A 14648-nucleotide genomic window follows, 5' to 3' on the forward strand; every position below is an offset into this window, starting at 1 on the left:
ACCGATTTCTTCGACACTCAAGAGCAGTTCTTCCAGGGATCCGCCGGTGGTCACGACATCTTCCACGATCAGGATCCGGTCATTTTTGGACAGCGTAAAATCCCGGCGAAAACGCATCCGGCCGTCTTCCCGTTCGGTAAAAGCCATACGCACACCCAGTTTCCGGGCCACCTCATAGGCCAGGATAATTCCGCCAACCGCCGGTCCGACGACAACGTCGATGGACCCGGCTTCACACTTTCGGATCATTTCCCCAGCCAAGAGATCGACATAGCGCGGATATTGCAGCAGTTTGAATTTTTCCACGTAAACCGGGCTATGCAATCCGGAGGTAAGCAGGAAATGGCCTTCGAGAAACGCCCCTGCTTTCCGAAAAATTTCCAATACGTCTCCTTCCGTCATGCTGTCACCTCGCTTTTCCGATAATATCATCAACGCCATGCAAACCATTCTCCCGAATATACGCCTGGAGTCCTTCCAGGATGCGGATCGATGCCCGGGGATCAAGCAAAGTCGCGGTTCCCACACCAACAGCCCGGGCCCCCAGCAGAAGAAACTCAACGGCGTCTTCAGCCCGCATGATGCCTCCCATCCCGATGATAGGAAGATCACACGAATACCGGACTTCATCAAGGAGCCACAGAGCCAGCGGTTTGATGGCAGGACCGGAGAGTCCGGCCATGCGCCGGGGGAAAACCGTCTTTTTTTCCTTCAGGTCAACCGCCACGGCCGGAAAGGTATTCGTCAGGCTGAGGATGTCCACATCGGCCTTTTGCAGGTCCCTGACGGATTGCCTGAGTTCTGCAGTACCCGGTCCGAGTTTAACGATCATCGGTTTGTCGAGAACCCGGCGTATATCCTCGACGAGGCTCACAAGCTGGGAGCGATCCGCTGAATAACTGATCCCCCCTTTTTCGATATTTGGGCAGGAAACATTCACCTCTACCGCATCAACCCGGGATAACCGGTTCAAAGACGCAGCCAGCCGGATGTACTCTGTGGAGGTCCTTCCCCAGATGTTGACAATGACTCTGGTGGAGATACCCTCAAGAAAGGGGAGATCTTCGGCGAGAAAACGGTGCAGACCTTTGTTTTCCAGCCCGATGGAATTCATAATCCCGGCGTAAGTTTCGTGGAGACGAGGAGGAGGGTTCCCGGGACACGGGAAAAGACTCAAACCCTTGACCGTCAAAGCACCGATCCGCTCCAGATCGATCCATTCGGCTAAATCCCGACCGTACCCGGCGGTTCCCGAGGCCAAAACGATTGGATTACGAAGTTCCAAAGGTCCCAGACGGGTAGTCAGGTCCATCGAAAGACCTCGGATAACTCAAAAACCGGACCATCGGAACAGACGTGATGGAAGTTCTCACCGTCGCTCTTGGGAATGGCGCAACTCAGACAGACACCGAAACCACAACCCATTCGGGCCTCGAGAGACACCTCTACCGGCAGGGTCTGGAACAATCCGGAATTTTGCATAGCCTGATATAAACCCTCCGGACCACAGGCATAGACCCAGACGCCCGGTGGCACTGGCTTCCCATTTCTTTCGGCCTGAAAAAGATCTAAAACTGTTCCACAGGCATGGCTCTGAGTTGCCTCCTCGCAGGTGACGGAAAACGACCCGGGGAAAGACCGGAGATAGTCGGCCAGAACCAGCTCTTCCCGCGCCTGTACCCCGAAAAAGATAGAAAAGGGGGTATTCTGTTCCTGTAAGGTCACTGCCAAAAAGAACAGGGGAACCAGGCCCCGGCCTCCGGCAAGGAGCCAGGCCTCCCTGGCGCCCAGGGTAAAGCCTTTTCCCAGTGGACCAAGGACAGAAAGGCAGTCCCCGATCTTGGCTTTCCCGAGCCTATCGGTTCCCCGGCCTACGATTTCAAACAGGAGCGAGAAATGGTCTCCGAAAACTCGAAAAACACCCAAAGGTCTTTTTAGAAGCGGATCGTATCCGTCCCCGGTCCCGACCATGACAAATTGACCGGGGCGGGCGGAATGGGCGATCGACTCCTCATGGATGGTGAGTTCCACAAACCTGTTCCCGAGGATTTTTTTTCCCACGATGATGGCATTGGCCTCACCCAGGTTCGATCCATTCATCTCATCGTCTCCCCAGAGCCAAAAGACGGTCCTGGTATTCCCGGGCCCGGATGCGGGCTTTTTCACCGAAATCCTGACCATACCGATCACCGCTTTCCCGGTAGGCATAGAGGATGTCTCGGGATACGTTGACCAGTACTCCCTGTCTGTCCTCCCGGAAAGCAAAGCGCAAGGCCTCCAGATCGCCTTGCTGAGCCCCGATACCGGGCACTAGAAAAAGCAGGGAGGGGTGTCGTTTCCGTAAATCTTTCAAGTCGGCCGGATAGGTCGCGCCTACCACGATACCGGCCGAGCTCAAACCCCGTTCTCCCACCAGGGGTTTTCCTAGCTCTTCAACCAGGTTCGCCACCTTGAAAAATAGTTTTTCCCCTTTTCCCTCATCCTGGACAAAGGAAGCGGAAGGGTTTGACGTCCGGCAGAGTACAAACACGCCCTTCTCCGAACGGGACGCTTCGTCAAAGAAGGGAAGCAGACCGTCCTCGCCGAGGTAGGGATTGACAGTCATGGCATCCACCTGCCAGAAAGAGGGAATCTTCAGATCATCAAACACACTGACCGAGGATAGATATCCGGTAGCATATCCCCGGGCGGTCGATGAGATGTCGTTTCGTTTTCCATCGAGAATCACCAGATATTCCATTTCCCGGGCTTCCCGGCAAGTCTCGACCAAGGTGGACAGTCCCGGCAGTCCGAGCATCTCATAAAGGGCCATTTGAATTTTTACGATACCGGCAATGTCCCGTAAGGCTCTCAGCACAATACGGTTTCCGTCGAGCACCGCGGAGGAGATTTTTTCAAAGGTGTCCGCCCGTTCTCCGGAGTCTTTTTCCATTAGAAACCGAGGCATCAACGAGAGGTGGGGATCCAATCCGACCACCAAAGGACCTTGCGTATCAACGACTGCGCATACCCGGTCGGCGAAATTCATTGGTCAGGTAGACTCCTCTTACTCATCATCAAGCGCCCACCGATGACCGTATACACCGGCCAGCCCCGTAGGGGCCATCCGTCAAAGGGGCAATTTCTTCCCTTCGACTCAAAACGGTCGACCTTTACCTCCCATTCTGTATCCGGATCGACCACGGTAAGATCGGCATCCATACCTTCCTCCAGTGCCCCTTTCTTTCTCAAACCCAAAAAAGCGGCGGGATTGGCACTCATGAGCCGCCATAATTGTATCCAATCGACCACTCCCTCGTCTACCAGGGCTTTCACATAGAGGGGAACCGCGACATCGAGATTGGATATTCCAAAAGCGGCGCGGGAAAAATCCCCCTCCTTGTCGGCAAGAGCATGGGGTGCGTGATCGCTTGCCAAATACTCGATCGTCCCATCGTGAATTCCTTCTTTCAAAGCCTCGATGTCCGACAAGCGGCGTAAAGGCGGCTTCACCTTGGCCAGATTTCCTAGGGTGCCAACGTCCTCTTCGTGCAGGAGAAGGTGATGGGGGGTGACATCGGCGCTGATCCGGGCCTTTTTTCCCCGAAACCAGCGGATCAAATCCACACTCAAATCAGTGGACAGATGAGTAAAATGAACTCTGGCCCCACTCCGTAAACACAGAACCAAGTCCCTGGCCAGGATCGACTCTTCAGCGGTTAACGGGATGCCCCGCAGACCTTTAACAAAGGCCGTTTCTCCCGGATGAACTTGCCCTTCCCCGGCAAGGAGCGTGTCCTCTTCATGAAGGATAAACGGCAGTCCAAAATACGAAGCATACTGGAAGGCGCGGCTAAGTAGCGCCGCGTCGAGCACGCAACACCCGTCGTCGCTTAGAGCCACCGCACCGGCCTCTTTCAGGAGTCCGTATTCAGTCATGGTCAATCCATTCAGTCCGGTCGTAACCGCTGCAGTGGGATAGAGGTTGATAAGGCCGATTGCGCGGTTTCTCTCCAGCAGGGAACGAATCATTACCGGGGTATCCAGGGGAGGACGGGTATTGGGCATGCAGACAACGGAAGTGAAGCCGCCTTTGACAGCGGCCCGGGATCCGCTGAGAAGGTTTTCTTTATGGGCTTCCTCGAGGTCGCGAAAATGAACATGCAAATTAATGAAACCCGGCCCGACCAGAAGACCAGCCGCATCGATGCACTGGGCCGACGGATCAAAGATTCCCCGGTCGATTCGGGCAATGACCCCGCCCTTGATCAGAACATCTGCCTCGCGCAGGGTTCCGCTGGAAGGTTGTACCAATGTTCCATTTTGGATAAGCAATCGGTCAGTCACAGACTACCTCCCTTGCCGGATCAGGGTTTCCAGGACCGCCATCCGTACCGCCAATCCACAGGTAATTTGTTCCTCGATTAGGGAACGGGAGCACTCCACCAATTCCGAAGCAATCTCCACCCCACGGTTGACCGGTCCCGGATGCATGATATAAGCCCGCTCGCTCACCATATCCCAATGCCGGGCATTCAGTCCGAAAAAGTACTCATATTCCCGGTTACTGGGAAAATATCCGGCTTCCTGTCTCTCTTTCTGAACCCGCAGTAAATAGACCACATCGGCTTTTCTCAGAGCCTCTTCAACCGGAAAAACCACCCTCGCTCCCATTGATTCAACGACTTGAGGGACCAGTGTCGGCGGTCCACTGACCAAGACAGAACAATCAAGCATGGTCAATCCTTTGATCAGGGAACGGGCCACCCGGCTATGCAGAAGGTCACCGATAATCACCACCGTAATTCCGGAAAAATCCCCGAACGCCCGCTGAATCGTCAATAGGTCAAGTAGAGCCTGGGTGGGGTGTTCCCGTAATCCGTCACCGGCATTCACAATATGCTGGGGCAGGAAGTCGCTCAGATATTCGGGAATACCGCTGGACTGATGGCGAACCACCAAAACGTCGAATTTCATGCGGGACAGGGTCCGGACCGTATCCCGAAAGCTTTCGCCTTTTTCCAGACTGCTGGCGTTTCCAGAAAAACTCAATACATCCATTCCCAGGAGCCTGCCAGCCATTTCGAAGGAAAGACGAGTTCTGGTACTCGCTTCCAGGAAAAAGTTAACCATGGAATATCCCGCAAGTATCGGTTTTTGCTTCGGAGATTCATCCAGGGAATCACGATACTGTCCGGCCCGTTCGAGAAGAAAAAAAATATCCTCCCGCCTCAGGTGCCCGATACCCAATAAATGGCGGTGTGCCCAGTTCACGCAGCAACTACCCCCCTTCAAAAAAAAATCCATCTTCCCGCCCCGGGAAAGATGGATCATGATTTATTAATCTGGAGAACCACTATAAATCTTCATCATGGAAAACCCTCTTTTAGAATAACCGGAGCTGGCATTGGTGTCAACGGACTTTTTCTCATTCGCCGACGTTGAATCGGTTAGTTTCTCCGATGGAAAAAATGTTGATTTTGCAGCAAAATTACTTATTGCAGTAGAATCAATGTTACACTTGGATAGGTCCGATAGAGGTTAATAAGAGGGAAATAAAGTTAGGAACTGTAAAGGAGTGAGGATTTATGAAACAATACTTGGGTATCGACCTTGGAACCCAAAGTGTCAAGGTGCTCGCCTTGAACGAGGAAGGCGTTCTGCTCTCCAAAGCCAGCCGTGAATACCCGATTCTCACTCCGCAAACCGGTTTTGCCGAACAGGAACCGGAAACCTGGTGGGATAAGACCCGTGAAGCCACCAGGGAAGTCATGTTTTCCCTGAAAGACAAGAGCATCGAAGCTATCGGTCTTTCCGGTCAAATGCACGGAACGGTCATGCTCGATGAGCGTAACCGGCCACTGCGCTCCTCCATTATTTGGTGTGATCAGCGCAGCGGGACTGAAGTTTTGGAAATGCGAAGAAGAGTCGGGGATCGTCTAGCCGAAATCGCGGGAAGCGACATTTTTACCGGCTTTATGGCTGTCTCGCTCCTCTGGATGAAAAACCACCAGCCAGAGACGTTTCGTCTGATCCATCGGGTGGTCCTTCCCAAAGATTACCTGAAGATCAAGATGGGCCTCGCTCCTTCGACCGATATCGCCGACGCCTCGGATACCCTACTGTTTGACATCAACCGACAGATCTGGTCAGAACGCATCCTGGAAGCACTCGAACTCTCTCCCTCACTATTCCCTCCCCTTTATAAGCCTACGCAAGTTATCGGAGAGGTGGTTTCCCCGATCCGGAAAGAACTGGGTTTGGAAGGACCCTGCCGACTCGTGGCCGGGGCCGGAGACCAGCCTTGTGCTGCCCTGGGAAACGGGATCGTTCGACCGGGCGATCTCCTGATCACCATCGGGACAGGAGGCCAGGTTTTTTCACCTATCACCTCACCCCTGGTCGATCCACACTTGCGTATCCACACTTTTTGCCATGCGGTAGGGGGGTTGTGGTACTTACTAGGAGCCCATCTTTCCGCCGGACTGTCCTTGAGCTGGATAAAAAGATCGGTTTTAGACCGCAGCGAACATCCCTTCGAGATCGGCGATTTGGACCGAGAAGCTTCGGAAGCCGAAGCCGGTTGTCAGGGATTGCTATTTCTTCCCTATTTAATCGGTGAGCGTACCCCGCATAACGACCCAAAGGCCCGAGGGGCTTTTTTGAATCTGCACTTGACTCACCGGCGTTCAGATTTGATCCGCGCGATTATGGAAGGCGTCGGGTTTGCTCTGAAAGACTCGGTAGACATTTTTGCCGGACTTGGAGTGTCCCTAGAACGAGTGGTGTTTGCCGGAGGCGGAGCCCATAGTCCTCTTTGGAAGCGGATTATGAGCTCTCTCCTCGACCGGCCGCTTATCTCTTCTCGAGCGCGGGAAGAAACCGCAACCGGTGCGGCAATTTTGGCCATGCTCGGAACCGGCCTTTTTCCCTCCGCAGAAGTTGCGGCGGAACGGCTCATTCGATATGACGAACCGGTTGAGCCGGTGGAATCGTGGAAAACCCTCTATGCAGAAAACCATCGGAAATTCCAGAAAGCGTATTCTCTGATAAAGCCGCTGTTTCCCCATAACGCCTGATTCGAAATGGGGGGAGTTGATCGCTTACACCGTAACACTCAACCAACCGCCATCGACATAATAGTTGGATCCGACACAATAGCTCGCCCGAGGCGAACACAAAAACAGTAAGAAATCAGACAGTTCTTCAGTCGTACCAAACCGCCCGATTGGTGCGTATTTCCGGGCGGTTCTGTCCAGGTATTCGTCCGGAGTGATATTAAGATCCTTACTGAGAATGGTTGCGGTTTTTCGCCAGTCAGGAGTCATAATCAATCCGGGACTGACACAGTTCACCCGGATATGGTCATTGACCAACTCATTGGCCAGGCATTTGGAAAACATCACCAGGGCGGCTTTGGTCACGTTATAAATCGGTTCATAGTCCAACGGCTGACGGGCACAGATTGAGGCATTGTTGATAATAACCCCGGACCCCCGTTTACGCATCATGGGCACAACGCCCCGGGACATTCGAACCGCAGCCATAACATGCAAATCCCAGAATTTTTGCCATTTTTCATCAGGAGCGTCCATAATTTTCTCCGCACTCCCGGTCCCGGCATTATTGATCAATATATCTGCACCATCAAACTCGGCTTCCACCGCACCCAGGAACCGGTCGATAGCTTCGGGAACCGTCACATCCACCTCGGCCCTGAGGCATTTTACCGCATACGTTTTTTCGAGGTCCCGGCCCGCCTCCTCCAGGCGTTCCCGGCTTCGCGCACAAAGCGCCACATGCGCTCCTTCCCGGGCAAAACCGTGGGCAAGACCAAGACCGATTCCCACACTCCCCCCGGTGATGACCGCCACTTTTCCTTTTAAGCCGAGTTCCATAAGAATGCATCCTCCCTCATAAATGCGGTACCCAGTGATGGGTTAATTCAACTCCCGGGCTGACTCTCTTCAATTTCCCTGTTGGACTTCGTTGGCGATATGCTCAAGCCGGTTGAATGTTTCCTCGTCGATCTTGGTGTCAAACACTTCGGCGATCACCTGTGTCCAACCATGGATGAAGTAGATCCAGCCGTCTTCCACGTGAAGATTTTTTGCTTTTTGTTGACGGAGAGCCTGGTGCATGAACAGAAGGTCACCCCGGTAATTGATCTCCCACGCTAAGCTATGTTCCGGAAATACAGCCCCATCGGTCAAGGGTGAGCCGGGTCGATCCTTCCCCAGTCCGGTCGCGTTGACCACCAGGGAATATGGTTTGAGCGAGCCCAATATCTGGTCATTCACCGATGCCTCCGGGCAATGAATATATTCTGCAGCGATATTCGGGTTGATCTGACGCATAATGTCCCGCATATCTTCAAGACGAGGGGTGCTCCGATTAGCTGCATAAAGCTTGGTCGGCATGTTCGCTTCTTTCTCTGGGGCAAAGAGATAGGCAGCGATCGCCCGGGCGCTTCCCCCGGCTCCCATGATGAAAAGTTCCCCACCATGCTTGGCCCAGAAGTTCCGGGGAATGAAGGCTTCCATGGACAATCCGCTGGATATCGGATCTTTGGCGTGGCCCCTCAGTTCACCATTGCGCTTGGAGATCGAAGAGAGTTCACCGAACAACCGGGCATAGGGATCGTGATATTCGAATTGATCCAGCGTAGCATTATAGAGATCGATTTTATGTGTGGTGACTAGGGCGCCCAGCGACTGTGGGTCGTGTTTGATAAAATCGACTACCTGCCGGTAATCTTCTATGGGTGCATGAATGGCGATATCGATACCTTTCAACACGGCACCGTGCAGTCCCAACGCCTCGGCCCAACGGGGAAACACTTTCATGATCGAGGACTTCGCGGTGGTCACCCCGAGAAAGTACATGGTGGATTGGGTAGCTTTTTCAGGTAGGTTCAACGGCTTTATCCTCCTTTCATGCTTTCCGCTTCGGGTTATCGACTACGGTAGTCCGGCCGTTTTCTTCCACTACCAGCTTGGGGTATCCCTTTTCTTCTATGGTAGCGTAATCATGACCAGCGTCACCGGGGAAAATACAGAAAAAAACCAAGGGCCCTTTTCCGGTGTTCATGGTCCTGTGCGACCAGTAGGGGGGAATGTAGGACGACGAACCGGGAAACATATCCAGGATTTCCCACTCACCGTCGGTGGATTCCATGATCAATTTTCCCTGGCCAGCCAGGCAGAAATAGATTTCAGCGGTCCCCAGGTTTTCATGGAAGTGTCCCTTGGTGAGAAAATATTCCCGGCCGACTTTGCCCGGATGGATGATCGTGGTGCAGTGACCAAGTTGACCGATCTCTTCCGGAACATCGGCGTAGATGACCTCATACACCAGTGGATTACCCTTCTCTATCAATCTTTCAGCGGCTTCCGTGTCAAAAAACATGTTCTTCACATCACTCATCTTCCGAATTATCTTCCGACCAGGAGCCAAATCTCCAGTAGCAAGATCGATCACTACGTTAAACGGTTTCATAATTATCATCCTTTCTTTTTTCCAATCATCTTCAACTGTTTATTTAGTCTCAACTGAAAACTCATCTGATTCAAGGCTTGAGGACTACCTTCAAAGATTCCTGTTTTTCCATCAACGACAGACCTGTTCCGATGTCTTCCAGGGGTAAAACGTGGCTGGCGAGGTACGACAGGTCGATTTTTCCGGATAGCATCAAGTCCAGGGCCGTCCGGAAATGAACATTATTGGAACGGGTTGTTCCGGTCACCACCATTTCCTTATAGTGAATGAGGTTGCTGGGTAACGGAACTTCTTTGACCTGGGGCGGTAGACCACCAAAATAATTGACCCGGGCAAAGAGGGAGGCCATTTCAATTGCTTCTTTCTGAGCCTGTGGAGAGGGTGCAGCCACAACGATCACATCGGCTTCAGGGATGACTTCCTTCACCGGTTGCTCCCTGACCGGGATGATCCCCGCTCCTTTTTCCCGGGCAGTCTGTAAACGCTCGGGGCTGAGGTCGGCCAACCACACTTCACCTGCCCCCCGTAGAAACGACAATTCCATGAACATCAGGCCAATCGGTCCAGCTCCATAAATCAAAACCCGGTCTTGCATCCCTACCTGGAGGGGGAGAAATCCGTGCACCACGCAAGCCAGCGCTTCCACAAAGGACAGGGTCACAAAATCCGCTTCCTCCGGCAGGGGAAAAACGTTACCCTGGCGGACCGCCCGTTCAGGGACCCGCATATAGCGGGCAAAGCCGCCGTCATAGGTAATGCCCAGGGCCTTATTCTCCGAACAATGGTTGGTGTTTCCCGCCGCACAGTACCGGCAGCGGCCACACCCAAAATTCGGAGCCACGGCCACATTGAGTCCTGGAACGAGGTTTTCCACTTCGTCTCCCACTTCATAAATGGTCCCTACCACCTCGTGACCCAGTATTCTGGTTTCGCCGTCTCCGATGGTTCCATGACCATTGCGGGCAATACGCAAATCCGTTCCACATAAAGCGGCGGCTTGAATTTCAACGACTACTTCCCCTCTGGCCGGCTGCGGCGTCTCCACATCTCGTATATCTACGTGGGGAGGGTAGGAAAATACTGCTGCTTTCATCATACACGCTCCTTTTTAAAGCAAAGACTGATGTTTGGTGAAGACTTCTCCCATTCGTTCCATCGTTTCCAAATAATAGGAAAGGTAGGGAGCATACGCCTGGCTAAGTTTTTCCGAGGGTGTAAATCGTTCAACGATTTCGACTGACCCGGCGGATTTTGCCGGGAGATCCGGAAAGGCTCCCGCCGCATGTCCGGCGACCATCGCCGCGCCCCATACGGCGCATTCCCGGCGGTTGAGCACCGCATACGGAACGCCCAAAATACTGGCCTTGATCTGGTTCCACAGGGAAGACTTCGATCCTCCGCCAATGACCCGAACCTCGTGAAATTTTACCTGCGGTATCAATTCCTTGATAATCTTCAGGTAAAAAGAGTACTCGAAGGAAATACCCTCCAGGATCGCCCGGAACAGGTGTTCCCGGGAGTGGTCCCAGCTGAACCCGGCAAACACGCCCCGCATCGCCGGTTGAGTCGGACAGTTACGACCCCGCAGGTGGGGGACAAAAACCACACCCGCTGGCTCAGGAACAGCTTTTTCCACCTCTGCAGTAATCCGAACGAAAGCGTCCGGCTGGTCGGCCAGATCCCGGAACAACTCGTTTTTCGCCCATTCCAGGTCCAACCCACCACCGTTGATGTAGGCCATGGGGTAAAAAAACCCGGGAATAACCGAGCGAGGAACGAGCAATGTTTTATGGAGGATATCGGGGGCATAGTCCTTGACATTGAGGCAAAAACATGAGGCGGTGCCGGCTACGTCAAAGGCCACCCCCTCTTCCACTACCCCCGCACCCAGAACGTTGGCCGCCTGGTCACCACAACCAGCCGCCAGGGGTGTACCCGGCAGTAAGCCGGTTTTCGCCGCACCATCATAACCCAACCGGCCGACCACCGTCCAGGGTTCGACAATCCGGGGAAATTTATCGACCTCCAGGCCGAACAACCCGATGAGTTCCTCGTCCCACTGCTTGTGGACCAAGTCGGCAAAGCACGAAAAGTGAATATACGTATAGTCGATATAGGTTTCTTCTCCGGACAGATTCGCTAATTTCTGGACCACCCAGTCGGCCGGGACGGTAAACCGGGCGATGCTCCGGTACACGTCCGGATGTTCCGTTTTCCACCAGAGAATTTTCGGTCCGTGGTTGACGCTGGGTCCCATCCCAGACCGACGGATAATCAGTTCTTCACTCTTCTCCTTCATCAAATCCGCATAGCGGGCCGATCGAATATCCAACCAGGAATCATAGGGAGTGGCCGGCTCCCCCTCGTTGGTTACTCCCATAATCCCCGCCATTTGACCATCGAGAGCCACCGCCGCGACCTCTGCCGGTTTCACACCGCTTTGCTCCAAAACGTCACGAATCCCCTTGACCACCGATTCAAGCATTTCATAGGGATCTTGAGTCACACTCCCGTCTTTTCCATAGATAAGCCGGGACTCCTGGGCGGAAAAAGCGAGGAGCTTTCCGTTTTCGTCAAACAGTCCAGTTTTTGTCGAAGTGGTCCCCAGATCACACCCGATAAAACAAGTCACTTTTCACCACTCCTCTTCGATGCGGATCGGCGATTGCTGGGCCAGGGACCGGTGAGCGTATTCCACCACTTTCACGGCTCGGAACCCATCCAGTATACTTGGGATCGGTTCCTGGTCGTTACGAATACAGTCGATAAAGGCCTTCAGTTCTTCCAGGTAGCCTTCCTTGAACCGGAAGCGCCAACTGGCATGATTGTCACGCACCGCTTTTTTATCGAGAGTCATCAGGACCGGGCCAGTCGTCTCTGTTTCTCCGATTCGGATCATTCCCTCAGTACCCAGAATCTCCATCCTGGCATCATAGGCATACCCGACCGGGCAACCTCCGTCGATCGCTCCCATTGGTCCATCCTGAAAGGCAATGGTCACCACATAGTGGTCATAAAAATCGGGAAAGTCTTTACGGGCTTGAGGTGATTTATAATTTCCCGCTTCCATATAAATTCTTTCCGGCTTTTTCCCGGCAAACCAGAGCACGGCATCGATATCGTGCGCGGACACTTCGGCGAACATTCCCCCGCTTTTCTGTCGGTCCCAGATCCAGGGCGGCGGCAGGCCGGGGCCCCGCCCGGTGGATTTGATGACCACGAGATCGCCAATCGCTCCTTTTGCGATCATTCGCTGGGCTTCCTGCATCGCCGGGTCATAACGGCGCATGAATCCGATCTGGAATTTCACCCCGGCTTTTTTCACCACCTGAAGGATCGCTTCCGCTTCCTTCCGGTTTTGGGCCAGAGGCTTTTCGGAAAAGATGTGCAGTCCTGCTGTCGACGCCTTTTCCACAATTTCCCGGTGAGTGAAGGTGAGAGAGCCGATACAGATAGCGTCCAGCGTTTCTTTTTTCAAACACTCCTCGAGGTCCTGGTAAACCCGGTCGATTCCCACTTCCCGGGCTGAATTTTCCGCCGTTTCCCGATTCACGTCCACAATCGCCGCCAATTCCCCTTCGGGAATATAGCCAACCAGGTTCCGGGCATGCACCATGCCCGCTCGTCCCGCACCAACCAAGGCAAAGCGTATCGGCTTCAAATAAATGCCTCCTTTTATTGGTTTATCTCACTCTTTCCAAAATAACTTTTCCCGAAACTACATCTGTCAAAAGGAAGACCTCCCTCAGGCAGATTGATGGTAGCTACATCATACCAAAAAAAACCAAAAGGAGGTCTCCCATGAATCAGTAGAGAGCCTGCGCCCAGATTCTACAGACATTCAACAAATACGGTTCCCACCGGCTGGTCCAGGACGCCGGATCGGAATGGAGAACCAAGAATTTCTCCCAAGGGACCAATTCGTGGCCAGGCTCTCTTGCCCGCTCACCAGGTGCATTCCCTCCGAGAGGTCCGCGAAAGACTGGCCATCGGCCCGTACAAACGTAAACACCTGGAGTCAAAGGCGCTTCCAGCGCTCCACCTTGACTTAGGTCAACGAACACCGGCCCGGGGAACTCTATCAGAAAGTCTTTTAAGTCTGTTCGACCCGACTGCGCAACACGCGGACGGGGTACTACCATTTCCTCCATAAAGGGAGGAAGAAGTTAACCCACCGCAAACTCGGGAAGGAGCGGAACGGTCCCCACAAGACCCCATCCCCAGTTTCGGAATATCCAAGTCAGCACATGAGCCCGTCAAAAGAGCGTAACTAAGGGCCGAATAACCTGATTTCGATTTGTTTTGGACAGCAATGGTAAAGGATGTATTCCCACAAGTTCCGATCAACTGGAACAGCCTCCGCTGTCTCGGTGTAAAGGGTTTTAATTCGCCCCTTGATTGCCATATCAGGGAACGCGCAAATTATTACTCTCGAACACTTCCACCTTCACTTTCCCCCGGTCACCCCGAAAGCGGGACTGGAAATAGTCCATGGGAATACCGTCGGTGGTGAAGGTGGTGTTTTTCATGAGTAAGAGGGGGGCGCCTTCCGGGACCTGGAGAAGTTCGGCGTCCAGGGCATCGGCCACGATGGCTTCCAGGGTGATGGCTGCCCGATGAGGGTGGAGTCGGTAACGCTCACCGATAAACCGGTAGAGGGAGCGGTCGGTGAGGTCGGCGGTGAGGAGATCCGGGCAGAGCTTCAGGGGGAGGTGGTTGGTCACTTTCACGATGGGGGCGTCTTCCAGGAAGCGGATCCGCTCGATGACCGCCAGGGGTTCTCCCTCCGGGACGTCCAGGAGGGCAGCCAGGGGACGGGAGGCCGGTTCCTCTTCCTGGCGGAGCACTCTGGTCTTGAGGAGAAACCCCTTCTGGGCCATGTCGTCGTAGAAGGTGACAAACTGCTGGATGAAGCCATAGTTGATCTTGGGGCGGGCGATGAAGGTTCCTCGTCCCTTCTCCCGCTCGAGCAACCCCTCGTAGACCAATTCCCGGATGGCCTGTCGGACGGTGGGACGACTGATCAGGTACCGTTCAGAGAGGGTCCGCTCAGAGGGCAGGGTGTCTCCCGGCTGGTACTCGCCGGACTCAATGTCCCGGCGGAGCAACTCCTTGAGCTGGTAGTACAGGGGTATCGGGACCCGGCGGTCAAGGGTGATCAAGGGTGGCCT

At 53.8% G+C, this 14648-nt stretch carries 14 protein-coding genes; 1 reads left to right on the top strand and 13 read right to left on the bottom strand.

The annotated features are described in order from the left end of the window. From pyrE to VLH40_01375, 6 genes are all read right to left on the bottom strand, one after another. Window positions 1–402 (bottom strand): orotate phosphoribosyltransferase (gene pyrE / locus VLH40_01350; GenBank protein ID HSV30654.1); only part of this gene is annotated, 402 nt, incomplete at its 3' end. 4 nt (window positions 403–406) lie between these two features. Continuing rightward, complete coding sequence (locus tag VLH40_01355) at window positions 407–1312, bottom strand: dihydroorotate dehydrogenase (GenBank protein HSV30655.1); 906 nt, start codon at window positions 1310–1312, stop codon at window positions 407–409. Further along, complete coding sequence (locus VLH40_01360; protein ID HSV30656.1) at window positions 1303–2100, bottom strand: hypothetical protein; 798 nt, start codon at window positions 2098–2100, stop codon at window positions 1303–1305. Before VLH40_01360 ends, VLH40_01355 begins: the two co-directional genes overlap by 10 nt. Window position 2101: 1 nt before the next feature. Further along, window positions 2102–3028: an orotidine-5'-phosphate decarboxylase gene (gene pyrF / locus VLH40_01365; protein ID HSV30657.1), complete on the bottom strand. Its 927-nt coding sequence runs from the start codon at window positions 3026–3028 to the stop codon at window positions 2102–2104. Next, window positions 3025–4326, bottom strand: coding sequence for a dihydroorotase (locus VLH40_01370; GenBank protein ID HSV30658.1), 1302 nt, complete (start codon window positions 4324–4326; stop codon window positions 3025–3027). The genes pyrF and VLH40_01370 overlap by 4 nt, the downstream gene beginning before the upstream one ends. 3 nt (window positions 4327–4329) lie before the next feature. Further along, on the bottom strand, window positions 4330–5253 hold the full coding sequence (locus tag VLH40_01375; protein ID HSV30659.1) for an aspartate carbamoyltransferase catalytic subunit: 924 nt from the start codon (window positions 5251–5253) through the stop codon (window positions 4330–4332). A 314-nt stretch (window positions 5254–5567) separates the two neighbouring features. Here VLH40_01375 and xylB point away from each other — a divergent pair, with 314 nt between their 5' ends. Continuing rightward, window positions 5568–7058: a xylulokinase gene (gene xylB / locus VLH40_01380; GenBank protein ID HSV30660.1), complete on the top strand. Its 1491-nt coding sequence runs from the start codon at window positions 5568–5570 to the stop codon at window positions 7056–7058. A gap of 24 nt (window positions 7059–7082) precedes the next feature. Here the strand turns inward: xylB and VLH40_01385 are convergent, their stop codons facing one another. From VLH40_01385 to VLH40_01415, 7 genes are all read right to left on the bottom strand, one after another. Continuing rightward, complete coding sequence (locus VLH40_01385; protein ID HSV30661.1) at window positions 7083–7877, bottom strand: SDR family oxidoreductase; 795 nt, start codon at window positions 7875–7877, stop codon at window positions 7083–7085. 69 nt (window positions 7878–7946) lie between these two features. Beyond that, window positions 7947–8897, bottom strand: a complete 951-nt coding sequence (locus tag VLH40_01390; protein HSV30662.1) for a hypothetical protein — start codon at window positions 8895–8897, stop codon at window positions 7947–7949. A 16-nt stretch (window positions 8898–8913) separates the two neighbouring features. Further along, window positions 8914–9477, bottom strand: a complete 564-nt coding sequence (locus VLH40_01395) for a glucose-6-phosphate isomerase family protein (protein ID HSV30663.1) — start codon at window positions 9475–9477, stop codon at window positions 8914–8916. A gap of 70 nt (window positions 9478–9547) precedes the next feature. Continuing rightward, on the bottom strand, window positions 9548–10573 hold the full coding sequence (locus VLH40_01400; protein HSV30664.1) for an alcohol dehydrogenase catalytic domain-containing protein: 1026 nt from the start codon (window positions 10571–10573) through the stop codon (window positions 9548–9550). 12 nt (window positions 10574–10585) lie between these two features. Next, window positions 10586–12109, bottom strand: coding sequence for an FGGY family carbohydrate kinase (locus VLH40_01405; protein HSV30665.1), 1524 nt, complete (start codon window positions 12107–12109; stop codon window positions 10586–10588). Window positions 12110–12112: 3 nt separating this feature from the next. After that, window positions 12113–13138 (bottom strand): Gfo/Idh/MocA family oxidoreductase, encoded by a 1026-nt coding sequence (locus VLH40_01410; GenBank protein ID HSV30666.1) that lies wholly within the window; start codon window positions 13136–13138, stop codon window positions 12113–12115. Between the two features lie 745 nt (window positions 13139–13883). Then, the coding region (locus VLH40_01415; GenBank protein HSV30667.1) for a GntR family transcriptional regulator at window positions 13884–14648 on the bottom strand (765 nt) is incomplete at its 5' end.

Source organism: Atribacteraceae bacterium (genome assembly GCA_035477455.1).
Classification (GTDB): Bacteria; Atribacterota; Atribacteria; order Atribacterales; family Atribacteraceae; genus DATIKP01.